The sequence below is a fragment of the Variovorax sp. 22077 genome (genome assembly GCF_052044195.1).
Classification (GTDB): domain Bacteria; phylum Pseudomonadota; class Gammaproteobacteria; order Burkholderiales; family Burkholderiaceae_C; genus Variovorax; species Variovorax atrisoli.
The window spans coordinates 35,089-57,000 of sequence record NZ_JBQEQC010000012.1 but is presented as its reverse complement, the minus strand read 5'-3'; the positions used below and the strand labels follow the sequence as shown (position 1 = coordinate 57,000).

At 68.6% G+C, this 21,912-nt stretch carries 25 protein-coding genes; 13 read left to right on the top strand and 12 right to left on the bottom strand.

The genetic code is table 11. The annotated features are described in order from the left end of the window. Positions 1 to 118: 118 nt before the first annotated feature. Positions 119 to 1,378 (top strand): efflux RND transporter periplasmic adaptor subunit, encoded by a 1,260-nt coding sequence (locus tag ACTJLF_RS18375; RefSeq protein WP_440883658.1) that lies wholly within the window; start codon positions 119 to 121, stop codon positions 1,376 to 1,378. A gap of 44 nt (positions 1,379 to 1,422) precedes the next feature. After that, the gene (locus ACTJLF_RS18370; RefSeq protein WP_440883702.1) at positions 1,423 to 2,865 is read left to right on the top strand and encodes an efflux transporter outer membrane subunit; all 1,443 of its coding nucleotides are present in this window, start codon (positions 1,423 to 1,425) and stop codon (positions 2,863 to 2,865) included. 18 nt (positions 2,866 to 2,883) lie between these two features. On the opposite strand, the gene ACTJLF_RS18365 is transcribed toward ACTJLF_RS18370, so the two are convergent. The 7 genes from ACTJLF_RS18365 to ACTJLF_RS18335 all read right to left on the bottom strand — a co-directional run bounded on the left by ACTJLF_RS18365 (position 2,884) and on the right by ACTJLF_RS18335 (position 7,520). Beyond that, positions 2,884 to 3,816 carry a LysR family transcriptional regulator gene (locus ACTJLF_RS18365; protein WP_440883657.1) on the bottom strand — a complete coding sequence of 311 codons (933 nt, stop codon included), beginning with the start codon at positions 3,814 to 3,816 and terminating at the stop codon, positions 2,884 to 2,886. Positions 3,817 to 3,837: 21 nt separating this feature from the next. After that, positions 3,838 to 4,197: a hypothetical protein gene (locus tag ACTJLF_RS18360; RefSeq protein WP_126185041.1), complete on the bottom strand. Its 360-nt coding sequence runs from the start codon at positions 4,195 to 4,197 to the stop codon at positions 3,838 to 3,840. 97 nt (positions 4,198 to 4,294) lie between these two features. Beyond that, the gene (locus ACTJLF_RS18355) at positions 4,295 to 4,690 is read right to left on the bottom strand and encodes a roadblock/LC7 domain-containing protein (RefSeq protein WP_019655788.1); all 396 of its coding nucleotides are present in this window, start codon (positions 4,688 to 4,690) and stop codon (positions 4,295 to 4,297) included. Then, positions 4,687 to 5,229 carry a GTP-binding protein gene (locus ACTJLF_RS18350; RefSeq protein ID WP_132751731.1) on the bottom strand — a complete coding sequence of 181 codons (543 nt, stop codon included), beginning with the start codon at positions 5,227 to 5,229 and terminating at the stop codon, positions 4,687 to 4,689. Before ACTJLF_RS18350 ends, ACTJLF_RS18355 begins: the two co-directional genes overlap by 4 nt. Beyond that, positions 5,226 to 5,903, bottom strand: coding sequence for a hypothetical protein (locus ACTJLF_RS18345; RefSeq protein WP_354324321.1), 678 nt, complete (start codon positions 5,901 to 5,903; stop codon positions 5,226 to 5,228). Before ACTJLF_RS18345 ends, ACTJLF_RS18350 begins: the two co-directional genes overlap by 4 nt. A gap of 32 nt (positions 5,904 to 5,935) precedes the next feature. Beyond that, positions 5,936 to 6,124 carry a hypothetical protein gene (locus tag ACTJLF_RS18340; RefSeq protein ID WP_132800465.1) on the bottom strand — a complete coding sequence of 63 codons (189 nt, stop codon included), beginning with the start codon at positions 6,122 to 6,124 and terminating at the stop codon, positions 5,936 to 5,938. 427 nt (positions 6,125 to 6,551) lie between these two features. Further along, positions 6,552 to 7,520, bottom strand: coding sequence for a LysR family transcriptional regulator (locus ACTJLF_RS18335; protein ID WP_132751734.1), 969 nt, complete (start codon positions 7,518 to 7,520; stop codon positions 6,552 to 6,554). 326 nt (positions 7,521 to 7,846) lie between these two features. Between ACTJLF_RS18335 and ACTJLF_RS18330 the strand changes: the two genes are divergently transcribed. The 3 genes from ACTJLF_RS18330 (at position 7,847) to ACTJLF_RS18320 (ending at position 9,999) form a co-directional block, all read left to right on the top strand. Continuing rightward, positions 7,847 to 8,392: a MarR family winged helix-turn-helix transcriptional regulator gene (locus ACTJLF_RS18330; protein ID WP_019655783.1), complete on the top strand. Its 546-nt coding sequence runs from the start codon at positions 7,847 to 7,849 to the stop codon at positions 8,390 to 8,392. A gap of 81 nt (positions 8,393 to 8,473) precedes the next feature. After that, positions 8,474 to 9,052, top strand: a complete 579-nt coding sequence (locus ACTJLF_RS18325) for a DUF1569 domain-containing protein (RefSeq protein ID WP_019655782.1) — start codon at positions 8,474 to 8,476, stop codon at positions 9,050 to 9,052. A gap of 188 nt (positions 9,053 to 9,240) precedes the next feature. Beyond that, on the top strand, positions 9,241 to 9,999 hold the full coding sequence (locus ACTJLF_RS18320; protein ID WP_440883656.1) for an alpha/beta fold hydrolase: 759 nt from the start codon (positions 9,241 to 9,243) through the stop codon (positions 9,997 to 9,999). 52 nt (positions 10,000 to 10,051) lie between these two features. On the opposite strand, the gene ACTJLF_RS18315 is transcribed toward ACTJLF_RS18320, so the two are convergent. Together ACTJLF_RS18315 and ACTJLF_RS18310 are read right to left on the bottom strand one after the other, a co-directional pair. Next, positions 10,052 to 11,095 (bottom strand): RNA methyltransferase, encoded by a 1,044-nt coding sequence (locus ACTJLF_RS18315; RefSeq protein WP_132751736.1) that lies wholly within the window; start codon positions 11,093 to 11,095, stop codon positions 10,052 to 10,054. 87 nt (positions 11,096 to 11,182) lie between these two features. Further along, positions 11,183 to 12,277, bottom strand: a complete 1,095-nt coding sequence (locus tag ACTJLF_RS18310) for a PA0069 family radical SAM protein (RefSeq protein WP_126185049.1) — start codon at positions 12,275 to 12,277, stop codon at positions 11,183 to 11,185. A 124-nt stretch (positions 12,278 to 12,401) separates the two neighbouring features. Between ACTJLF_RS18310 and ACTJLF_RS18305 the strand changes: the two genes are divergently transcribed. From ACTJLF_RS18305 to ACTJLF_RS18280, 6 genes are read left to right on the top strand one after another with little or no spacing between them, the layout of a single operon-like run. Then, complete coding sequence (locus tag ACTJLF_RS18305; RefSeq protein ID WP_019655778.1) at positions 12,402 to 12,998, top strand: GbsR/MarR family transcriptional regulator; 597 nt, start codon at positions 12,402 to 12,404, stop codon at positions 12,996 to 12,998. Between the two features lie 60 nt (positions 12,999 to 13,058). Further along, positions 13,059 to 13,481 (top strand): thiol-disulfide oxidoreductase DCC family protein, encoded by a 423-nt coding sequence (locus tag ACTJLF_RS18300; protein ID WP_440883655.1) that lies wholly within the window; start codon positions 13,059 to 13,061, stop codon positions 13,479 to 13,481. Between the two features lie 29 nt (positions 13,482 to 13,510). Further along, the gene (locus tag ACTJLF_RS18295) at positions 13,511 to 14,458 is read left to right on the top strand and encodes an SAM-dependent methyltransferase (RefSeq protein WP_440883654.1); all 948 of its coding nucleotides are present in this window, start codon (positions 13,511 to 13,513) and stop codon (positions 14,456 to 14,458) included. 56 nt (positions 14,459 to 14,514) lie between these two features. Further along, the gene (locus tag ACTJLF_RS18290) at positions 14,515 to 15,576 is read left to right on the top strand and encodes an SRPBCC family protein (RefSeq protein WP_440883653.1); all 1,062 of its coding nucleotides are present in this window, start codon (positions 14,515 to 14,517) and stop codon (positions 15,574 to 15,576) included. After that, a complete protein-coding gene (locus tag ACTJLF_RS18285) occupies positions 15,573 to 16,202 on the top strand; it encodes a DUF4166 domain-containing protein (protein ID WP_440883652.1) in 630 nt (209 codons plus the stop codon). Before ACTJLF_RS18290 ends, ACTJLF_RS18285 begins: the two co-directional genes overlap by 4 nt. Before the next feature lie 7 nt (positions 16,203 to 16,209). After that, positions 16,210 to 16,557, top strand: a complete 348-nt coding sequence (locus ACTJLF_RS18280) for a DOPA 4,5-dioxygenase family protein (protein ID WP_440883651.1) — start codon at positions 16,210 to 16,212, stop codon at positions 16,555 to 16,557. On the opposite strand, the gene ACTJLF_RS18275 is transcribed toward ACTJLF_RS18280, so the two are convergent. Together ACTJLF_RS18275 and ACTJLF_RS18270 are read right to left on the bottom strand one after the other, a co-directional pair. Beyond that, the gene (locus ACTJLF_RS18275; RefSeq protein ID WP_440883650.1) at positions 16,554 to 17,906 is read right to left on the bottom strand and encodes a Rieske 2Fe-2S domain-containing protein; all 1,353 of its coding nucleotides are present in this window, start codon (positions 17,904 to 17,906) and stop codon (positions 16,554 to 16,556) included. The genes ACTJLF_RS18280 and ACTJLF_RS18275 overlap by 4 nt on opposite strands. Before the next feature lie 34 nt (positions 17,907 to 17,940). Next, positions 17,941 to 18,927 (bottom strand): Bug family tripartite tricarboxylate transporter substrate binding protein, encoded by a 987-nt coding sequence (locus ACTJLF_RS18270; protein WP_440883649.1) that lies wholly within the window; start codon positions 18,925 to 18,927, stop codon positions 17,941 to 17,943. A gap of 109 nt (positions 18,928 to 19,036) precedes the next feature. On the opposite strand from ACTJLF_RS18270, the gene ACTJLF_RS18265 reads away from it, so the two are divergent. Further along, positions 19,037 to 19,864, top strand: coding sequence for a helix-turn-helix domain-containing protein (locus ACTJLF_RS18265; protein ID WP_440883648.1), 828 nt, complete (start codon positions 19,037 to 19,039; stop codon positions 19,862 to 19,864). Between the two features lie 10 nt (positions 19,865 to 19,874). Here ACTJLF_RS18265 and ACTJLF_RS18260 read toward each other — a convergent pair whose 3' ends face one another. After that, complete coding sequence (locus ACTJLF_RS18260; RefSeq protein ID WP_026346511.1) at positions 19,875 to 20,531, bottom strand: glutathione S-transferase; 657 nt, start codon at positions 20,529 to 20,531, stop codon at positions 19,875 to 19,877. Positions 20,532 to 20,621: 90 nt separating this feature from the next. Between ACTJLF_RS18260 and ACTJLF_RS18255 the strand changes: the two genes are divergently transcribed. Then, a complete protein-coding gene (locus ACTJLF_RS18255) occupies positions 20,622 to 21,842 on the top strand; it encodes a polyhydroxyalkanoate depolymerase (RefSeq protein WP_019655768.1) in 1,221 nt (406 codons plus the stop codon). Positions 21,843 to 21,912 lie beyond the last annotated feature (70 nt).

The following is a 21,912-nucleotide window of genomic DNA, read 5'->3' as shown; positions in this document are numbered from 1 at the left end:
CTCGCCTTGGGAGCGGCCCGGCGCCGATGATGGCCCCCACGCTCATTCACTTCGTGTATTCGCTGCCCCCCGGGGGGGCCGCAGCTCGCCTTGGGAGCGGCCCGGCGCCGAGCTGGCCATGACGGAGCAACGCCATTCGGCATTGGCCATCCACCCCATCGCGGCCGAGGAAGGCGACGGCGAGCAGCTGCTGCGCCGCCGGCAGATCGTGCGGCGCACGCGCTGGCTGGTGCTGATCGTCCTGGTGCTGCTGGCGCTGGGCGCGGCGCGCACGGTGTTCGTGCGCATCGCCAACGCCCGCGCGCTGGAAGCCGGCACCGCCGAGCGCGCGAAGCAGTACGTGCAGACCGCCCTGCCCCGCGTGCCCACGGCGGGCCAGACGCTGTCGCTGCCGGGCACGCTGCAGGGCTTCGTGCAGTCGCCCATCTCGGCGCGCGCCAGCGGCTACCTCAAGCGCTGGACCAGGGACATCGGCAGCCGCGTCGAGAAGGGCGAGCTGCTCGCCGAGATCGAGACGCCCGAGATCGACCAGCAACTCTCGCAGGCCGTGGCCGCGCGCGCGCAGGCGGCCTCGGGGCTGGAGCTGGCGCGCAGCACCGCCGAGCGCTGGGAGGCGCTGCGCAAGAAGGACGTGGTTTCGCAGCAGGACCTGGACGAGCGCCGCAGCGCCGTCGCGCAGGCCACCTCCAACGTGGCCGCAGCCGATGCCAACGTGCAGCGGCTCAGGCAGACCGAGGGCTTCAAGCGCGTGGTGGCGCCGTTCGCGGGCGTGATCACGCGGCGCAACGTCGACGTGGGCGACCTGATCGACGCCGGCGCGGGCGGCGGCGCCGGGCGTGCGCTCTTCATGCTGGCTCAGACCGACCCGCTGCGCGTGTACATCAATGTGCCGCAGGCCTACGCGCAGCTGGTGAAGGCCGGCCAGCCGGTGGCGGTGACGCAGGCCGAACTGCGCGGCCAGACCTTCAAGGGCGAGGTGGCGCGCACCTCGGGCGCCATCGACACGACCACGCGGATGATGCAGGTCGAAGTCTCGCTGGCCAACAAGGACGGCGCGCTGCTGCCCGGCGCCTACGTGCAGGTGTCGCTGCCGCTGGCCGCGAGCCGCACGCTCACCGTGCCGGCGAACGCGCTGCTGTTCCGCGCCGAGGGCACGCGCATCGCGGTGGTCGATGCGCAAGGCCGTGTCGCCCTGCGCGCGGTGACGCTGGGGCGCAACTACGGCGAGAACGTGGAAGTGATCGACGGGCTCGAGGCCACCGATCGCATGGTGCTCAACCCCTCCGACTCGCTGGCCGACGGCGACATCGTGGCTGTCGCGCATGACCAGCCACCTGCCAAGGCGGCGCCTGCCGGGGCGAAGAAGGAGCCGGCGTGACGCTGGCGCGATTGCCCTGCGCGGCCGCCTGCACCGCACTGCTCATGCTCGCAGCCGGCTGCGCCGTCGGCCCCGACTACAGGAAGCCCGACGCCCCCCTGCCCGTGAGCTGGAAGCTCGAGGAGCCCTGGCGCCTGAGCACGCCCAGCGACAGCGCCGACAAGGGCCCGTGGTGGAAGCGTTTCGACGACGCCACGCTCGACACCCTGCAGGCGCAGGCCATGGCCGGCAGCCCCACGCTGGCCATCGCCAACGCGCGGCTGGCGCAGGCGCGCGCCACACTGGCGGCCACGTCGGCGAGCCGCTATCCGCAGCTGGGCCTGGGCGCGCGCGCCTCGCGCCTGAAGATCTCGGCCAACCGGCCGCTCACCAACTACGCCACCGCCAATTCATCGACGGTGCAGAACGACTTCGCCCTCTCGCTGAACGCGAGCTACGAGATCGACCTCGCGGGCCGCGTGCAGCGTACCGTCGAGGGTGCGGCCGCCTCCGCCGAGCAATCAGCCGCCGATCTCGCCAACACCCGGCTGCTGCTGAGCGCCGAACTCGCCAGCAACTACTTCAACCTGCGCTCCACCGACATCGAGCTCGACGTGCTCTCGCGCTCCATCGGCCTGCAGCGCCGCGCGCTGGAGCTGGTCACGGCGCGTCACGACCTGGGCGCGGTGTCGGGCCTCGACGTCGCGCAGCAGCAGGCGCTGCTCGAAACCACGCTCACGCAGGTCGACGTGCTGAAGAAGCAGCGCGCGCAGTACGAACACGCGCTGGCCACGCTCACGGGCACGCCGGCACCCAGCTTCTCGCTGCCGGTGGACCTGCGCGAGATCAGGCCGCCCGCGGTGCCGCTGGGCGTGCGTTCGGAAATTCTCCAGCGCCGCCCCGACGTGGCTTCGGCAGAGCGCGCCATGGCCGCGGCCAACGCGCAGATCGGCGTGGCGACGGCCGCCTTCTACCCGAGCTTCGTCATCTCGCCCACGGTGGGCGTGGACAGCCGCATGATCGAGACGCTCTTCAACGGCCCCAGCCTGCTGTGGTCGGTGGGCGTGTCGGCCACGCAGGTGCTGTTCGACGGCGGGCGCATCCGCGCGAACGTCGACTTCGCGAAGGCCGGCTACGACGCCACCGTCGGCAACTACCGCCGCACCGTGCTGACGGCGATGCAGGAAGTGGAAGACGGCATCACAGGCCTCTCGGCGCTCGACAGCGCCACCACGCAGGCCCAGTCGGCGGTGGCGGCGGCGCGGCGCGTGCTCGACATGGCGACCAGCCGCTACGAAGGCGGCGCATCGACGTATCTCGACGTGATCACCGCGCAGCAGTCGTTGCTGACGGTGGAGCGGCAGGCCGCGCAGCTGCAGGGGCAGCGGCTGCTGACGTCGGTGTTCCTGGTGAAGGCGCTGGGCGGCGACTGGTGCGGCGCCGACGTGGCCGGTGCGCCCGCGAACTGCCCTGCGCCCGCGGCCGACCGTACCGCCAAGGCCGACTGACCGCCGCCGGCCGGCGTTTCAGCCGGCAGGCCTCCCCGGAGAAGCCGAACCCCAGTCCTGGCTGGCGGCAAGCTTCTCCATCGCCATCTCGACGAAGGCCGAGACCGCGTGCGGAATGTGGTGGCGGCTGGCGTAGGTCACGCTCAGCCCGCGTCCGGCGCGCCTGTACTGCGGCAGCACGCGCACCAGCCGTCCGGCGGCCAGGTCGGAGGCCACCACGATCGACGGCAGCGCCGCGATGCCCAGGCCGGCGCATGCGGCCTTGCGCCGCACGTCCTCCATGTTGCTCACGAAGCGGCCGCGCACCTGCACGTCGTGCTCCACGCCTTCGACGTCCAGCAGGAGCCAGGTCGACAGGCGGCCGGTGTCCGGCGGCGGCGTCACGCAATGGTGTTCGCCCAGCTCCTCCAGGCTGGCAGGCTGGCCGTGCGCAGCCACGTAGCCGGGGCTCGCGAAGAGGCCGCCGTAGCTGGCGAATATCCTGCGTGTCGCGCCGCTCGCATCCCGTAGCGGGCCACCGCGGAAAGCCACGTCGACGCGCTCCGCGATCATGTCGGCCACCGCGTCGCTGAGGACGAAGTCGAGCCGCACGTGCGGGTTCGCAGAGAGAAAGGCGGACACCCACTCGATCGGGAAGAAGTCGAAGAAATTGGCCGGGGCGGCCACCCGCACCAGGCCCCTCGGCTCCTGGCCTCCGGCGAGCTGCAGCTTGCCGGCGCCCATGAGCTCCTCGACCGCGGGCAGGCAGCGGTCGAGAAAGCCCTGCCCCGCGCTGGTCAGCGCCAGCTTGCGGGTCGAGCGCTGCAGCAGGCGGGTGCCCAGGTGCGCCTCCAGCTGCCGCACTCGACGGCTCAGGGTGGCGGAAGGCATGCGCAGGTGCCTCGCGGCTTCGGCAAAACTGCCCAGCCGCGCCACCTGCACGAACATGGCGACTTCGTTGAGATCCAGCACCGGGAACTGCCTGCCGCTTTCTCAGAAGTCCATCAGCTTGTCGACTTCCTGCGTCTTGCGGCGCGCGAGCGCGAGGTTGGCGCGCTGCTTGTCGAGCACCACGTAGAGGAAGAGCCCTTCCTTCACCGACGAGGGCCGAAGGATGTGGTACTGCCTGCCGAGCGTGATGAGCATGTCCTCGATCACGTCGCTCAGGCCCAGCGCACGCATGGTCTTGAGCTTGGCGCGCACCACTTCCGTGTTGCCGGCCGCGGCGATCTCCATGTCCACGCCCGACCCTGCGCTGCCGAGGATCATGCCGCTGCCGGCGTCGACGACGGCCGCGCACATGGCGCCGTCGATGGTGAGGATGTCTTCGAGCGTCTGCTTGATGGAAGCCAAGTTTTTCTCCAGGGAAATCGTTGAAGTTCAATGAAGGGATTGCTGCGTACGGGAAGAGACCCGCGCGCCACGCAGACGCGCGCGGGGGAATCGGTGGTCACACCTCGGCGAGGGTCCTGGCGAGCTGGGCGGCGCGGTACGCCACCATCGCGGGCACGGCGCTGTCTCGCGCCAGCACGTTGATCACGAGATCGGCATCGCGGCGATGAACGCTGTGGAACACCGCGAAGCCAGAGTCCGTGAGCACCATCACACTCTCGCGGCGACCGAGGCGAGCCTCCTGGGAGACCACGTCGCCGATCGCCACGATGGAGCTGCCCATGGCGGCCACGCGCGCCGGGTCCGTGTCGCTGACGCAGGCGGAGGCGACGTCGAAGCCGTCCGCCGTGGCGACCACCACCGCCGTCACCCCGGTCAGCTCTTCGACCAGCTTTCGCACTTCGCGCTGCGCGTGCGCCGTGGCAGTCTTTGACAGGCCGTGTGTGGAACTCACGCTTCGTCTCCCCGCATGTCGGCTTCGAGTTGCATGAGCAGCGTGTCGATGAGCAGAAGCACGTCGCTCCTGCGGCGCACGTCCACGTCGAGAATCGGAAACACCCGGCCGGAGGATGCGAGCCGCTCGGCATAGTCGTCGAGGGTGGGCACGGGATGGGAGTGCATCCGCCCCACGCCCACGACGCAGGGCAGCGTCCGCAGGTGCTCGGCAAATGCGTCCAGGTACATGGACAGGTCGGCCAGCGGATCGGCCCGCGAGTTGTCCATCAGCACGATCAGGCCCAGCGCGTTGCGCGCGAGGATCTTCCAGAGAAAGTCGAAGCGGGCCTGCCCCGGCGTGCCGAACAGGCGGACGATGTCGCCGTTGTCCAGCGTGAGCTGGCCGTAGTCCAGCCCGACGGTGGTGCGGGCCTTGTCGATGGACGCGTCGGAATTGCGCACGTCGGTCACGACGGGCGCGACCTCGCTCACGAGGCCGATGGCCGTCGTCTTGCCAGCACCGACGGTGCCCGTGACGAGGATCTTGTGCTCCCTCATGGCACGCGCAGGCCCAGCCGGCGGCGGATGCCATCGATGAAGCTGCGCGCGAGATCGCGGCTGCGCAGCGCCTTGTCGCTCCGGGGCGCGACAGGCGGCAGCGCCTGCGCCACGTGCAGCTCCAGCACGCCGGCCCTGCGCAGTTCGAGCAGGAAGGCCACGCACTTCGAGAAAGGAAGCTGGCTGATGTCCGACAGCTCGCTCGCGTTCAACGCGCGGCGCGACAGCAGGCTCGCCATGCGGATGTTGTCGAGGTCGTTGCGAAGCAGCATGGACGGCGGCCAGCGGCGCAGCATGAAGCGCTCCGCGTCGGAGACCTCGACTTCCAGCGCCGTCTGCTCGTGCAGCATGAGGCCGCCGGGCTGCGCCTCGCGCAACGCCTGCTCGATGCTGCAAAGCCACTGCTGCAGCCTGTCGGCGCGGATCGGCCGCTCCATGGTGCCGGGCTGCCAGCCCGCGTTCATGCGCGTGAGCCTGAGCACGGCCGCGGCCATGCTGCCGACCACCCCGGGATATTCATGCTGCGCCGAGGAGCCGTCGACCAGCAGCGCGTCGTAGGGCGGCGCATCGACCAGCTGCCAGGCAAAGCCGGGCTGGCCCGCCGAGAGCCGCATGATCGTGCGGATCAGGACCACCTCTGCCATGGGCAGCTTGTGGACGCCGAGCCTCAGCATGGGTGTCTCCTCTGCGCCGTCGCCATGCCCCGTCAATCCATCGAAGCCGTGTCGCGCCAGCCTTGCAGGCCCGGCGCAAGGATGCGCTCCAGCGCCCCTGCGGCAGCATGTTGGAAGCGCTGCATGCCGATGTGGGACGCCACGAGGCCGTCCGACCCGGCAAGCGGACGTCCGCTCAGGAGTTCGTTCTTGCAGCGGGGCAGCACGGCGGATGCGGCCACGGCGAAGCAAGCCAGAAGGACCGCCGACTCGATCAGCGTGAAACCCTTGGTGCGGCGCGAAAGCCGTTGGCCTGCCTGTTCTGCCTGTTGTTTCGCTGCACCCGTCGACCGTGTATTCAACCCGTACCCCTTGCCCGTGACCTGGGAGATCCATTTCCCAATGCGGGAATGATGAAAATGAATGAGTTTTTTCGTGCACTGAGCACAATGCAGACATGCCGAATTGCATGTCCATCAAAAGACTTCGTGACAATTGTTTACGAGATTTGTTGCGCTCCACTAGCGCACAAAATGAGTTTCAGCCGATCAGCTTTCGACGCAATCCACTCGATCAAGCAGAATAAATTGCACCAAATAATGGCAAATTCGCCCTCATATGGTGCATATGCGACAAGCAAATAAGAACGGCGGAAATTGCGCGCGAAGCTCAGCGGCAGACCGAATAATCGAGATGCCGCTGCGGCCGGCCTTCGCTCATGGTGTCGGCTGAATGAGGCGTCCACTCCTGCAGACTGAGCTTTTCGACCGCCATGTCCACGAACGCCGTGACCGCCAGCGGCCGTTGCTGGCGGCTCGGGTAGACCACGCTCATGCCTCGCCCTGCCCGCATGTATTGGGGCAGCACGGGCACCAGCCGGCCCGACGCCAGTTCGGCCGCGGTCAGGATCGCCGGCAGGGCGACGATGCCCAGTCCTGCGCAGGCGGCCTCGCGCAGTGCGACGTGGGTGTTGCTGCTGAAGCGGCCGCGCACACGCACGTCTTCCTCGGAGCCGTCGGGACCCTGCAGGCGCCAGGTGGCGAAGCTGCCCGTGGCAGGCGGCTGCGTCACGCATTCGTGCTCGCTCAGTTCGCGAAGGTCGCGCGGCGCGCCGTTCGCCGCGATGTAGGCGGGGCTTGCCAGGAGGCCGCCGTAGCTCGTGAAGATCCGGCGCGCCACGTAGCTCGAATCTTCGAGCGCTCCGATCTGGAACGCCACGTCGATGCGGTCGGCGATGAGGTCGGCCGGCAGGTCGCTGAGCACGAAGTCGATCTGCACCAGCGGGTGCGCAGCCATGAAGGCCGACACCCAGCTCATGTCGAAATACTCGAAGAAGCTGGCCGAAGCGGCCACCCGGATCGCGCCGCTGGGCTCCTTGTTAACCGCCACATGCGACTGCCCGGCCTCGATCAGTTCCTCGACCGCCGGGCCGCAGCGTTCGTGGAATGTCTGGCCGGCGCTCGTCAGCGTGAGCTTGCGGGTCGAGCGCTGCATCAGGCGCGTGCCCAGGCGCGCCTCGAGCTGCTGGATGCGCCGGCTCACCGTGGCCGAGGGCACGCGCAGGTGCCGCGCGGCCTCCGCGAAGCTGCCCAGGCGCGCCACCTGGACAAACATGGCGACTTCGTTCAGATCGAGCAAGGGATTCCTTCCTTGAATGACTGCTGCAAAAGGCTTGGGGTCCAACAATTCCACTATTGCTATCGATCGATATTCAAATTGCGATCAATACGGCGCGAATAGCGGTGCGATATGCCGACTCTGCGCGCAAGCGCGGCGGCGAATACTGAGCAACAACTGACTTTCCGCAATTGGCGGACGTCTTAATGGATAAATTCCGCGAGTCTCAATGACATTGCGGCAATATTCATTGCCCGGCAGTTTATAAATATCAACAAACGATTGATCTAATCCATCACCCACCATCGAGGTCGGTTGGCCCGCAAGACCTCGCGTTCGGATTTCCAATGCAAGCTTTCCCCGATGCTCAGGCGCTGCGCGCGCCGCGCTCCCTGGACGACCTGCTCCTTTACCGCCTCTCCCGTGCCATGCGCGCGGGCAGTGGCATGGCGACGCGCCTCGTCGAAGGCGGCTTCGGCATCACGCACCGCGAGTGGGGAATGATCGGCATGCTCGCGCAGATCGGAGAGATCACCTCCTCCGCATTCGCCGAGCGCCTGCACCTCGACCGCGTGCGCACCTCGCGCGGCCTGCGCAGCCTGGCAGAGAAGAAGCTGGTGGAGCGCCGGCGCGATGCCGACGACGGCCGCGAGGTGCACGTGCGGCTGAGCGCCGCGGGCCGGGAACTGTGCGACTCGGTGTTCCCGCGGATCGCGCGCCTCAACATGGACCTGCTCGAAGCCATCGACGAGGAACACCTCGACGTCTTCCTCACATGCCTGCGCCGGCTCGAACTGCGCGGCAAGGAACTGAGCGCGCTGGGCGTGGTGCCCGAGAAGGCCGACCGCCGCTCCGGGGGCACGCGCCACAGGTGGCCGGGCCGCAGCGCCTGAGCAGCCCGAAGCGCGATCGTTGGGAGATCGTCGGAAATTTGACAGTTCCGGCGCTGACCGGTGCCTACCATCCGGCACCACATGAACACCGACACCAGGAATGACCATCCGGCCCGGCGCACCCGGCGCGCCCTGCTGACCGGCGGCGCGCTGCTCGCCGGCGCGGCGGCCGCGGGTGCCGGCTACGTCCTCACCCACGCCGACCAGCCCATCGCCATGGCCGACTTCACCGACCTTCCCCGCGCCATGCGCACCCTCGAACGCCTGCGCACCACACCGCTGCACACCCGCTCCGGCTGGGACCTGGCCCAGGTGCTGCACCACAGCGCGCAGAGCATCGAGTACTCGCTGGACGGTTTTCCGCATCTCAAGCCCGCGTGGTTCCGCGCCTCGCTGGGCCGCACGGCGTTCGCGGTGTTCTCGGCGCGCGGAAAGATGAGCCACGGGCTCGAAGAGCCCATCCCCGGTGCACCGGCGATCGCCTCAGGCCAGCCCCTCGATGCGGCCGTGGACCACCTGATGAGCGCGCTGGAACGCTTCGAGCGGCACCGCTCGGCGCTCGCACCGCACTTCGCCTACGGCGCGCTCGGCAAGCCGGAGTACACCCGGGCGCATCTCATGCACCTGGCCAATCACTGGGAGCTGGTGGACGCCGGCTGAGGCGCGGAGTGTCGCGGCGCGCAGGTGATCCTCGTCGTGGCAACGCCTTGCGCTCCTTGATGGCGTGCCTGCCCGCCCCTTGGCTTTGCCTGATGTGCGCGGCGGCTCTGCCGGAGGCGTCGTGCACGCACCGGCGGGTATTCTCGGCTCTTCGAAGATCCGACGGAGACAAGGCGGTGGACATCCACATGGAACAAGGCGGCGAAGGCCCCGACCTGCTTCTGATGCTGCATGGCATGGGCGCGACCGGCGCAGTGTGGTCGCCTCTGTGCGCGGACATGCGCACCGGCGCAAGCGCCGCCTGGCAAGGCCGCTGGCTGGCGCCGGACCTGCCCGGCCACGGCCGCTCCGCCGCCCAGGATTCCTATGCCATCGGCCAGCACGCCGCGAGCGTGGCGCGCGCGGTGTTGCCGCACATCCAGCCCGGCGGACGCCTCGTGGTGCTCGGGCATTCGCTGGGCGGCGTGGTCGCCCTTGCGCTCGCCACCGGCTGGTTCGGCCTGATGCCTCAACGCGTGTTCGCGGCCGGCATCAAGATCGCGTGGAGCGACGAGGAGCTTCGTCGCATGGAGGCGCTGGCGCTGCAGCCCGCGAAGCTGTTCGCGACGCAAGCGGAGGCGCAGGAGCGCTACCTGAAGGTGTCCGGCCTCGCGGCGGTGGCCGGTGCGGCATCACCGGTGGCTGCGCGAGGTGTCGCCCGAGAAGGCGAGAGCTGGCGCCTGGCGATGGATCCGCGCGCCAATGCGGTCGGCAAGCCGCCGCTGTCCGAACTGATGTCGCTGGCGCGCTGCCCCGTCCATCTCGCCCGCGGCGGCAACGATGCGATGGTGACGCTGGCGCAGACCCGCTCTCTCGATCCCGACGCCATGGACCTCGGTGCGCACGGCCACAACGTGATGGTCGAGGCACCCGACAAGATCCGCCACTGGATGGCCTCCTTCGCCTGAGGCAGGCGCCAGGCGACAGGCGGCCGGAGCGCCGCTTTCCTTCTTCGCTTCCTCAGCGCTGCGCTTCGATCCGGCGGATCGGTATCGCGACCTCGGCCGCCTCGGCGGCACGCGCCCTCAGCTGCCCGCACCCGCCGTCGATGTCCTGCCCCGCCGACTGCCGCAGCTTCGTGAGAATGCCGCGCTCGTGCAGCGTGCGGGCGATCTGCTTGCAGCGCTCCCACGACGGACGGTTGAACGCCACGCCATCCACGGCGTTGAAGGGAATCATGTTCAGCACGCCCCACTTGCCAGAGAGCAGCCGCACGATGCCGTCGATCTCGTCCTGCCCGTCGTTCACGCCTTCGAGCAGCGTCCACTGGTACTGGATCGGGTAGCCGCTGGCACGCGCATAGCCTTCGCCAGCCTCGACCAGCTCCTCGGGCGTCATGCCGGGCGCGCGCGGAAGCAGCTTCCTGCGCAGCTCGGCCTTGGTGGTGTGCAGCGAGAGCGCCAGCGCGGGCCTCACGCGCTCCCTGGCGAGTCGCTCGAACACGCGCGGATCGCCCACCGTGGAGAACACCAGGTTCTTGTGGCCGACGTTGCCCACGGTGCCGAGCAGCTCGATGGCTTCGAGCACGTTGTCCATGTTGTGCGCCGGCTCGCCCATGCCCATGAACACCACCTTGCGCACCGGCCTGCGCATGCGCGCGAGCGCGACCTGGGCAATGATCTCGGCGCTTCCGACCTGGCGCAGCAGGCCGTCGCGGCCCGTCATGCAGAACTGGCAGCCGACCGCGCAGCCCACCTGCGACGAGACGCAGAGCCCGTCGCGCGGCAGCAGCACGCTTTCGACGGTCTGGCCGTCGGCGAGGGCCACCAGCAGCCTCTCAGAGCCATCGGCACCCGGATGCGCCGCGACCACGCGCGCCAGCCCCGCCAGCTCGGCCTCGATGGCAGGCAGCGCCTCCATCAGCGGCGCGGGAAAGAAGCTCGCGGGCAGGCGCCTGCCGCTGTTCCTGGGCAGGGCGTGGGACCACAGCCGCAGGATGCGCTGTTCGTGGCTGGGGCCGGCTCCGGCTTTTCGCAGCCGCTCTTTCAGTTCGTGGATTCGCATGCGCCCTCTGGGGCTGGAGGCTCTGCGCGCATGCCGGGCGTACCGGGTGCGCTGCGGGGTGGTCGACAAGCCCCGGATTGTGCACCTCTAGAACAGGCTGCCCTGCCCCGCAGCCCCCGGCGGCCGGAACGCGGAAAGATCGAGCGGGATGCGCTCGCGGTTGTAGCCCAGGCGGTTCGCGGCCTTCTGGAAGCGCTGGTGGATCAGGTCGGCCCACAGGCCCGAGCCCTTCATGCGGGTGGCGAAGTCGGCGTCGTAGTCCTTGCCGCCGCGCATCTCGCGGATGCGCGCCATGATGCGGTCGGCGCGCTGCGGGTAGTGCAGCGCCAGCCACTCCTTGAAGAGCGGCGCCACCTCCCAGGGCAGCCGCACCACCGTATAGAAGGCGCTGCGCGCGCCCGCCTCCCAGGCGGCCTCGAGTACCTGCTCCATGTCTTCGGTGACGAAGGGAATCTGCGGCGCCACGCTCACTCCCACCGGCACGCCGGCCTCGGTGAGCGCGCGGATGGTGCGCAGCCGGCGGTGCGGTGCGGCCGCGCGGGGCTCCAGCTTGCGGGCGAGGTCGCCGTCGAGCGTGGTCACGGTGACGTACACGGCCGCCAGATGGTCGGCCGCCATGGGCGCGATCAGGTCGAGGTCGCGCTCGACGGCGCTCGACTTGGTGACCAGCGCGAACGGATGCCGCGCCTCGCTCAGCAGCTCGATCACCGAGCGCGTGAGCCGCAGCTCGCGCTCGATGGGCTGGTAGCAGTCGGTGGCGGTGCCGATGGCGATGTAGTTCGGGCGATAGCTGCGGCGCCCGAGTTCGGCGCGCAGCACCTCGACGATGTTGCGCTTGGCGATCAGCTTGGTCTCGAAGTCGAGGCCGGGCGACAGGTTGAGGTAGCTGTGGGTCGGACGCGCGAAGCAGTAGATGCAGCCGTGCTCGCATCCCCGGTACGGGTTGATCGAGCGGTCGAAGTAGATGTCGGGCGAGTCGTTCTCGTTGAGCGCCGACTTCACGTCCTCGAAGCGCACCTCGGTGGCGATGGGCTGGAGCTCCTCGGCTTCGGCCGCGCCTTCCTCCAGCGTGCCCCAGCCGTCGTCGAAGGCGTTGCGCTCGTCCTTGGAGAAGCGGTGCGCGATGTGCGTGGCCGCGCCGCGGCCCTTGATGGCGTGGATGGGAATGAAGGCGGCTGGCATGGTCGGCGATTCCTTGGCAACTCGATTAACTGTTTATTCATACAGTATTCCACCGATTCACCGTCGCTGCCGAATTTTTAATTTCTGTCTTGACAGAAATTTCGAGAATCCTAAACTCGGCGCCATGGAACTCACCGACATCCAACGCAAGTTCGTCCTGCACTGGGGCGAAATGGGCTCGCTGTGGGGCGTGAACCGCACCGTCTCGCAGATCCATGCCCTGCTCTTCGCCCACGGCAAGCCCATGAACGCCGAAGAGCTGTGCGAAACCCTCGGCGTGGCCCGCTCCAACATCAGCAACAGCTTGAAGGAGCTGCAGGCCTGGAACCTGGTCCGCGTGACCCACACACTGGGCGACCGGCGCGACTACTTCGAGACCAGCGTCGACGTGTGGGAGCTGTTCCGCACCGTCGTTCGCGAGCGCAAGGAGCGCGAGTTCGACCCCACGGTGCGCGTGCTGCGCGAGCTCGTGGCCAGCCCCGACTTCCAGAAAGAGCCCGCCGATGCGCAGGACCGCATCCGCTCGACGATGGAGCTCATGGAAAAGCTCGCCACCTGGGCCGACGAAATGCTGCGGCTGTCGCCTGGCACGCTCGACAAGGTGCTGACGCTCGGCGCGAGCGTGCAGAAGTTCGTGCGCGGCGATTCGTCGCAAGGCGGCAAGGGCGCGGGCAAGGGCGAAGACCCGGACGCGCACCACGCCAGCCTTCCCATGATCTGAGGTCTCTTTTTTTGCCCGTCAATTTCTGTTTTAACAGAAATATCGATAACAAGGAACAACATGAGCCACACCACCGTTCCAGTCCCCCCTCTGACGATCTATTTCGATGCGAGCTGCGCGATCTGCTCCGCCGAAATGGGCGCGCTCAAGGCACGCGATACGGCGGGCCGGCTGAATCTGGTCGACTGCTCGCCAGCCGATTTCACAAGCGGCCCTGCACCGCGCGAGGCGCTGATGGCCGCCATCCACGTCGTCGACGCCGAAGGCCGTGTGCACGTCGGCGTGCCGGCGATCCGCATCTGCCGCGCGGCGGTGGGCCTGTCCAGCGGCGGCGTGCTGCTCGACCTGCCGCTGGTCGCGCCGCTGGCCGATCGCGCCTATGCGCTGCTGGCGCGCAACCGCTACCGCATTCCACGCTGGCTGGCCGCGAGGCTGGCGGGGCGCGTCGCGCCGTCCTGCAATGACGGCAACTGCCGCATCTGAAGAAGAAACGACCATCCGAGGAAACCGCCATGCCGACCGTATTCCAGCCCGACTTCCGCCTGCCGCACGAGACTCGCGCGCGCAGCCACTCCGAGAACACTCTCACCCCCGAAGACACCCAGGACTACTTCACCGAGGTAGCAACCGACTACAGCGCCTGGAGCCCCAGCTACAACATGCACTTCGGCTTCTGGCGCGCGGGCCTGAACCCGCTGCGCCGCGAAGGCATGCTGGTCGAGATGAACCGCATGGTCGGCCGTGCGCTGCGCATCGACGCCGCACTCTCGGGCGGCGACATCCACCGATGCGTGATCGACATGGGCTGCGGCGCCGGCGCCACCGCGCGCACGCTGGTCGGCGACCATGCGTCGCTCTATGCCGTCACCGTGACCAACGTGGCCGTGCAGAACCGCATCGCCGCGAAGCTCGACGCCGCCGCGGGCGTGGCACACCGCATGGCCCACATCGAGGCCGACTACACCCGCACCGGCCTGCCCGCCGCCCAGGCCGACGGCGCATGGGCGCTCGAAAGCGCCTGCTATGCCGCCGGCACCGACAAGGCCGACTTCGTCCGCGAAGTTGCGCGCCTGCTGAAGCCCGGCGCGCGCCTCGCGGTGGTCGACGGCTTCCTGCTTCGACGCAAGCCCGGCGGCATCGCTGGCTGGCTGCACCGCCTGTGGGCCGACAGCTGGGCCGTGCCCACGCTGGCCGTGCGCGAAGACTTCGTGGCTGCGCTGCATGCCCATGGCTTCGAGGATGTCGAGGTGAAGTCGCTGCGCTGGCGCGTGGCGCCGAGCGCGCTGCACATCCCGGTGCTGGCCACCCGCTTCACGCTGGCCGAGCTCTGGAAGGCACGCGGCAGGCTCAGCCCGTGGCGGCGCAAGCACATCGTGGCGAGCTACTGCGCCCTGGCGCTGGGCATGTTCTGGCGCGACTTCGACTACTGCATCGTCACCGCCACCCGCCGCGCCGACTGAGGGCCCGACAGCAACACAAACAAGACAGACGTACAGACAGAGGAGAAGAGCCTTCCATGCAGAACGACTCCGACGACAGCAGGCTCGCCGAGCTGCCCCCCAACCAGCCGCAGCCCGCGCCGAACGAAGAAGCACAGCCCAGGCCCGTTCGCGGCATGCCCTTCGGCTGGTTCTGGCCGATGGCCATCGGCGCGGCGGTCGCGCTCGTGCTGCGCCTGTTCTTCAGCAGCGCGCCCGGCAAGCCCTACTCGGCCATGCTGGCCTCCTTCGTTTACTTCGTGCCCGCCGTGTGCGGCGCGGTCACGGTGTACATGGCCGAGCGCATCGAGCGCCGCAGCTGGGGCTACTACATCTGGGCGCCTTGGGTGGCGACCTCGCTCTTCGTCGGCGGCACGCTGCTGGTGTTCATCGAGGGGCTGATCTGCGCCATCGTCATCGTTCCGCTCTTCGCCACCATGGGCAGCGTGGGCGGCCTGGCGATGGGCATCGTGTGCCGCGTCACCAACTGGCCGAAGCAGGCCGTCTACAGCTTCGCGATGCTGCCGCTGGTGCTGGGCGCCATCGAGCCCCAGCTGCCCAACCCCGACCGCTACTCGGACACCTCTCGCGCACTCTTCATCGCCGCGCCGCCCGAGCGTGTGTGGCACGAGCTCAACGCAGCGCGCGACATCCGCCCCGCCGAAGTCGGCGACGCCTGGGCCTACCGCATCGGCGTGCCGATGCCGGTGTCGGGCGTGACCGTCGACACGCCCGAGGGCCGCGTGCGCCAGGTGCAGTGGCAGAAGAACGTCCACTTCGAGGAGGTCATCACCGAGTGGGAGCCCAACCGGCTGCTGAAGTGGCGCTTCCGCTTCTCGCCCGACTCCTTCCCGGCCGGCGCGCTCGACGACCACGTGATGATCGGCGGCCAGTACTTCGACCTGCGCGACGCCACCTACACGCTGACGCCGCGAGAGGGCGGCACCGAGCTGCGCGTGGCGGTGTCGTGGCGGCTGAGCACCAGCTTCAACTGGTATGCCGACCGCGTCATGCACCTGCTGCTCAACGATGCTTCGGAGAACATCCTGCGCTTCTACAAGGCACGCGCCGAAGCCACGGCGACTGCGGCCGTTCGATGACGGTGCAACCCGTCTTCCGGCAGGCGCTGGGCCCCGCGTGGGACCGGCTGGGCGAGGTCATCCGCCGCCACTATGCGATGAGGCCCTTCTCCGACGATCACGTCTGCGTGCGCGGCACCATGGACGAGGTCTGGCACGCGCCCTGGGCTGCGCTGCTGATGCCCTTCGGGCGGCTGTTCGGCGCGCTGGTGCCGCACCAGGGCAAGGAAGTGCCCATCGAGGTGCACTACCGCTGCCGCCCCGACGCCGCCACGCTCCACTGGGACCGCGTCTTCCGCTTCCCCGGCAGGGCGGCCTTCCATTTCCGCTCGCACATGGAACACGATGCGGCCCGGGGCAGCGAGGTGATCGAGTACGTGCGCTTCGGCATCGGCATGCGCCTCGCGGTGAGCGCCGAAGAAGGCGCGCTGGTGTTCCGCGACCTGGGCTATGTCTGGCGCGTCGCGGGGATGAGCGTTCCACTGCCGCTCGGGCTCTTGCTCGGCACCGCCTATGTCGAGGAGCGGCCCGACCCCGCCGACGCAGACCGCTTCACCATGAAGATGCTGCTGCGCCACCGCTGGCTGGGCGACGTGTTCCGCTACAGCGGGCGCTTCAGCCTCGGAGCGCGAACGGGATCACAATGAGCGCACCATGCCCCGCCGTCCAGAAAACCTCTACGCCCAGTACCACGCCCACGTCTATTTCGGCCCCGACACGCTCGCGCAGGCCAAGGCCCTCTGCGAACGCGCGGGCCGCGAGCTGATGGTGGTGGTCGGCCGCGTGCACGAGCGGCTTGTGGGCCCCCATCCGCACTGGAGCTGCCAGCTCGCCTTCGACGCCGCCGAGTTCGACCAAGTCATCGGCTGGCTCGACGCCAACCGCGACGGGCTCGACGTGTTCGTGCATGGCGTGACCGGCGACGACCTCGCCGACCACACGACGCACGCCATGTGGCTGGGCGAGGAAAGCGAGCTCGACCTGCGGATGTTCCGGCGCTAGACCTCTTCCCGCGCCTCTTTCCGAGACTCTTCCCGGGCCTCTTCCTCGATGCCGGCGCCGTGCACCTTGAAGAAGGTGGCGCCCTCCACCTTCTGCCCGATGGCCTTCTCGTAGGCCGCGCGCACCTCGTCGGGCTGCCCGGCCTGGCCGAAGAAGTCCTTCAGGTACGGCCCCAGCAGCGGATGTGCCGCCAGCTCCTTGCGCGGCAGGCCGTTGATCATCTCGTCGCGGCATGCCGAGGGCAGGAACACATTGCGGTTCTTCTCCGGATCTCGGATCAGCCCCTTGGGCTCGTGCGCCGGATCGGCCTGCATCGCCTCGAGCTCCTCGAAGAAGCGGCGCCGCATCATCACGATGCCCTTGTCGCTCTGCCCCAGCTTCTCGCGCGTGCGGTCGGTGACGGTGCCCTGCCCCACCCACACCACGAAGTCCTGGTTGGCGACGTGGCTGGTGATCCAGCGGCCCGTCACCGGGTCCTTGATCGGTCCGTACCACGACGGGATTCGCTCCTGCACGTAGGGCTCCTGCTCGCTGGGCACGCGGCTCAGCACCCACAGCACGCTCAGCGTGTTGTGGTCGTCGATGGGCACGCGCCATTCGAAGTGATGGCCCAGGAAGAAGCCGTTGGGCCACAGCGTGACGCGGCCGGTGGTCCACATCACGTTGTCCTCGCGCTCGCCGCCGCGCAGGCGCTTGTAGACGAAGCCGTGCTCGAACTCCTCGAAGGCCAGCTTCAGGTGGGTGGGCACGTACGGCCCTTCGTCGCCCTGCAGGCGCGTGGTCCAGTTGTTGTGGGTCCACTCGAAGTGCACCGGGTCGATGGAGTTCTCCTGGCACTGGAACCAGTTGCAGGGGATCTCGGCGAACACCGCCTGCGCGAAGCCGTTCGCGCAGTTGAAGAGTTCCCAGTCGGGCAAAAGAGGCGCGGGCTGCGGGCCCATGTATGCCCACAGCAGGCCGGCCTTCTCCTGCACCGAGTAGGCCTTGATCCTCGTGTTCCTGCGCATGCGTGCGCCGGGGTCCAGCGTTTCCTCGAAGGGCTGGTGCACGCACTGGCCGCTCTGGTCGTACTGCCAGCCGTGGTAGCTGCAGCGCAGGCCGCACTGCTCGACGTAGCCGTAGGACATGTCGGCGCTGCGGTGCGGGCAGCGGCGGTCGACCAGGCCGTAGTTGCCGCTCAGGTCCTTGTAGAGCACCAGGTCCTCGCCCAGGATGCGAAGCGGCTTCACCGCCTTGTCGTCGAACTCGCTGGCGCCCGCGATCGGGTGCCAGTAGCGGCGCAGGTAGTCGCCCATCGGCTTGCCGGGGCCCACTTCGGTCAGCAGGCGGTTCTTTTCTTCGCTCAACATGCGCAGTCTCCTTGTTCCGTGTCGCTTGTCTTCTTCAGTCGGCGCGGATGCCGAACTCGCGAACCAGCCTGCCGAAGCGCTGGTCGTCGTCTGAAATCTGCTGCGCCAGCACCGCGGGCGCGCCGCCCACGGGTTCGATGCCGAGCGCGGCCATCCTTGCCTGCACGTCGGGCATCTTCAGGATCTCGTTGAAGTGCCTGTTGATCGCCTGCACGACGTCCGGCGGCATCGCCTTTGGGCCGAGCAGGCCCATCCATGCGCTCACGTCCACATCCTTGAAGCCCAGCTCGATGAAGGTGGGCACCTCGGGCATCAGCTTCGTGCGCTGGCGCTCCGCCACGCCGAGCGGCACCAGCTTGCCCGCCGCGATGTGGCTCGCCACCGCGCCCGGCGTGATCCAGCCCACGGCGACATGGCCGCCGAGCACGTCGTTGACCACCGGCGCCACGCCGCGGTAAGGCGCGTGCGTGGCTGCGATGCCCGCGTCCTTGTTGAAGAGCTCGCCCGCGATGTGCATCGGCGAGCCCGCGCCCGGCGTGCCGTAGCTCAGCGCCTTTCCCGCCTTCGCGCCGGCCACGAGCTGCGCGACGCTGCGGATGCCTGTCACCGGCGCGGTCACCAGCAGCAGCGGGATGTTGCCGGTCTTGACTATGGGGGTGAAGTCCTTCACCACGTCGTGCGCCACGCCGGGGCCGGCCTTCAGCACATGCTGCGCGATGGGAAAGGTGCTGGGCGTGAACAGCAGCGTGTAGCCGTCGGCCGGCGCCTTCGCGACCCAGGCGTTGCCGATCATCCCGCTCGCGCCGGGCCGGTTGTCGATCAGCACCGGCTGGCCGGTGCGCTGCGACAGCTTCTCGGCATAGGTGCGCGCAATGGCGTCGGTGTCGCCGCCGGCCGGATAGGCGACGACGATGGTGATCGGCTTCGACGGCCAGGACTGCGCCATGGCCGCGGTCACGGCGCATAGCGAAAGAACGGCTGCTGCAGCGGCTCGGGCCGGGTTTCGAGGGTGAAACAACATGCTCTTTTCCTTCTCGGTGGGACGACGTTGGTGTCGTCCGCACTGTAGGAACGGGGCCGCGAAGCCAGAAGATATAGTTTCACGCAGTGAACCTTTGCCGGAGACCGGCATGTCGGACACCACGGGCGCGCAGAGCGTGAAATCCATCGATGCATTGCGCCGCGGGCTCGATGTGATGCTGGCCATCCAGCGCTCCTCGGCCGTGACGCTGCAGGAGCTGCACCGGCAGACGGGCCTGTCGAAGGCCACGCTGCTGCGCATCCTCAAGACGCTGCAGCAGGCGGGCTGGGCCGAGCGCAGCGAGCATGACCGGCGCTACGTGCCCACCTCGGCAACGGGTCAGTCGGGGGCTGTGGCGACGTGGCGCACGCGCCTGTCGGCACTGGCGGCGCCCGCGCGCGCCACGCTGCAGCGCGTGGTGCCATGGCCCATCGACCTGGGCGTGCGCGACGGCACGGCCATGCTCATCCTCGACACCGACAGGCCGCGCAACGGGCTGGCGGTCAACTACCGTGCGCTGGGCTTCCGCCCGCCGATGCTGCTGTCCTCGCTGGGGCGCTGCTATCTCTCGTTCTGCCCGGAAGACGAGCGCCGGGAGATCCTCTCCGCGCTGACGCGTTCGCCCAATGACTTCGACCGCAGCGCGCGGCGCCCCGAAAACATCCGCCGCATGGTGGTGCATGCGCGCGACCTCGGCTACGTGGCGCGCGACCCGACCTCGACCAGCATGGATTCGCCCGACCGCTTCGGCGCGATCTCGGTGCCGCTGCGCCAGGGCGAGCGGGTGTTGGGCTGCCTCAGCTGCGCCTGGCTGCCGGCGGTGAAGAGCGAGCGGGAGATCGTGTCGGCCCATCTGGGCGACCTGCAGCAGGCCGCGCAGAACATCGAGCGCAGGCTAGCGCAGGCGGGCTTCGGGCCGCCTCCGGCAAGCCAATGAAGCGCGCGGCTCAGAACTCCGCGTCGAGCTCGTCGATCTCGTCGGGTTCCTGCTTCGCGGCCGCCACCCATTCCTTCATGGCGGGCAGCTCCATCACCCGCTTGCAGTACGCGGCGCAGACGCTGTCGAGCGCCACGTCGTAGCTCAGGAAGCGCGTGACCACCGGCGCGTACATCGCGTCGGCCATGCCGGGCTGGGAGCCGAAGAGAAAGGGGCCGCCATAGGCCTTGAGACACTCGCGCCAGATCGCGACGATGCGGTCGATGTCGGCCTGCGCGCGCGACCACACCTTGAAGTTCTTGAAATGGGCCTTGATGTTCATCGGCAGCGCGCCGCGCATCGAGGCGAAGCCCGAATGCATCTCGCCGCAGATGGCCCTGCAATGGGCGCGGGCGGCGACATCGGCGGGCAGCAGGCCGGCCTTGGGCTTGATCTCGTTGAGGTATTCGCCGATGGCCAGCGTGTCCCACACCTTCACGCTGCCGTGCTGCAGCGAGGGCACCAGCATCGACGAAGACAGCAGCAGCATCTCGGCCTTCATGGCCGGGTCGTCGGGCGGAATCACCTTCTCGCTGAAGTCCAGCCCCGCCAGCCTGCACATCAGCCAGCCGCGCAGCGCCCAGGCGCCGTAGTTCTTGCTGCTGATGGTGAGTACGGGTTTGGCCATCTCGGAGCTCTCCTTGGGCGTTGCGCCTTTGGCTTTGCCGTGCAAGCCCCATGCCATGCGGCTGGCCCGCAACTTGCCTGCGCGAGGTTCATGCTGTACCGGGCCTACCAGAACCAAGCCGACCTGCTCTCCCCGGCACGGCTCGCGGCGCAGTACCTGGCCAAGGCGCTGTGGAAGGAAGGCACCGAGCGCACCATGATGCGGCGCATGGCGGCCCAGTTCGAGGTGTTCTCGCGCATGCGGCTGACCCACACCCGGCCCGACTACGGCATCCGCAGCGTGGTGTCCGACGGCACCGAGGTAGCCGTGCACGAGGAGAAAACCCTCGTCTCCCCCTTCGGCACCCTGCTGCACTTCCGCAAGGACACCGATGCGGTGCATCCACCCGTGCTGCTGGCCGCACCGTTGTCGGGCCATTTCGCCACGCTGCTGCGCGAAACGGTGCGCACCCTGCTGCGCGACCACGACGTCTACCTGACCGACTGGCACAACGCGCGCGACGTGCCGCTGTGGCACGGCGGCTTCGGGCTGGACGACTACACGCTGCAGCTCATCCGCTTCCTGGAGGCCGTCGGCCCTGGCGTTCACATGGTGGCCGTCTGCCAGCCCTGCGTGGCCGCGCTGGCCGCCACCGCGCTCATGGCCGAGGACGGCAACCCCGCCACGCCCCGCAGCCTGACGCTGATGGCGGGCCCGGTCGACTGCCGCATCAACCCCACGGCGGTGAACAAGCTCGCGACCGACCGTCCCATCGACTGGTTCCGGCGCAACCTCATCAGCCACGTGCCATGGCCGCACGCCGGCATGATGCGGCGCGTGTACCCCGGCTTCCTGCAGCTGTCGGCCTTCATGAGCATGAACCCCGAGCGGCACAAGAAGCAGTTCGAGGACATGTACACCCACCTGGTCGAAGGCGACATCGAGAAGGCCCGCACCATCGGCACCTTCTACGACGAGTACCTGGCCGTGAACGACCTGCCGGCCGAGTTCTACCTGGAGACGGTGGAGCGCGTGTTCCAGACCTACGACCTGCCACTGGGCAAACTCACCGTGGGCGAGCGAACCGTGAACCCGGCCGCCATCCGCCGCACCGCGCTGCTCACCGTGGAAGGCGAGCGCGACGACATCTGCTCCGTGGGCCAGACCGTCGCGGCGCAAGACCTCTGCACCGGCATCCGGCCCTACATGAAGGCGCATCACCTTCAGGCCGGCGTGGGGCACTACGGGGTTTTCAGCGGCAGCAAGTGGAACGCGCAGATCTATCCGCGCGTGCGCGAGACGATCCATGCAGCAGCCGAGTTGAGCGGCTGAGAGAGAAGAACAATCTGGCAAGGGCCGTGAGGCCTTTGTTTGCCCTTGTGCGCCGGTCTTCCTACACTCG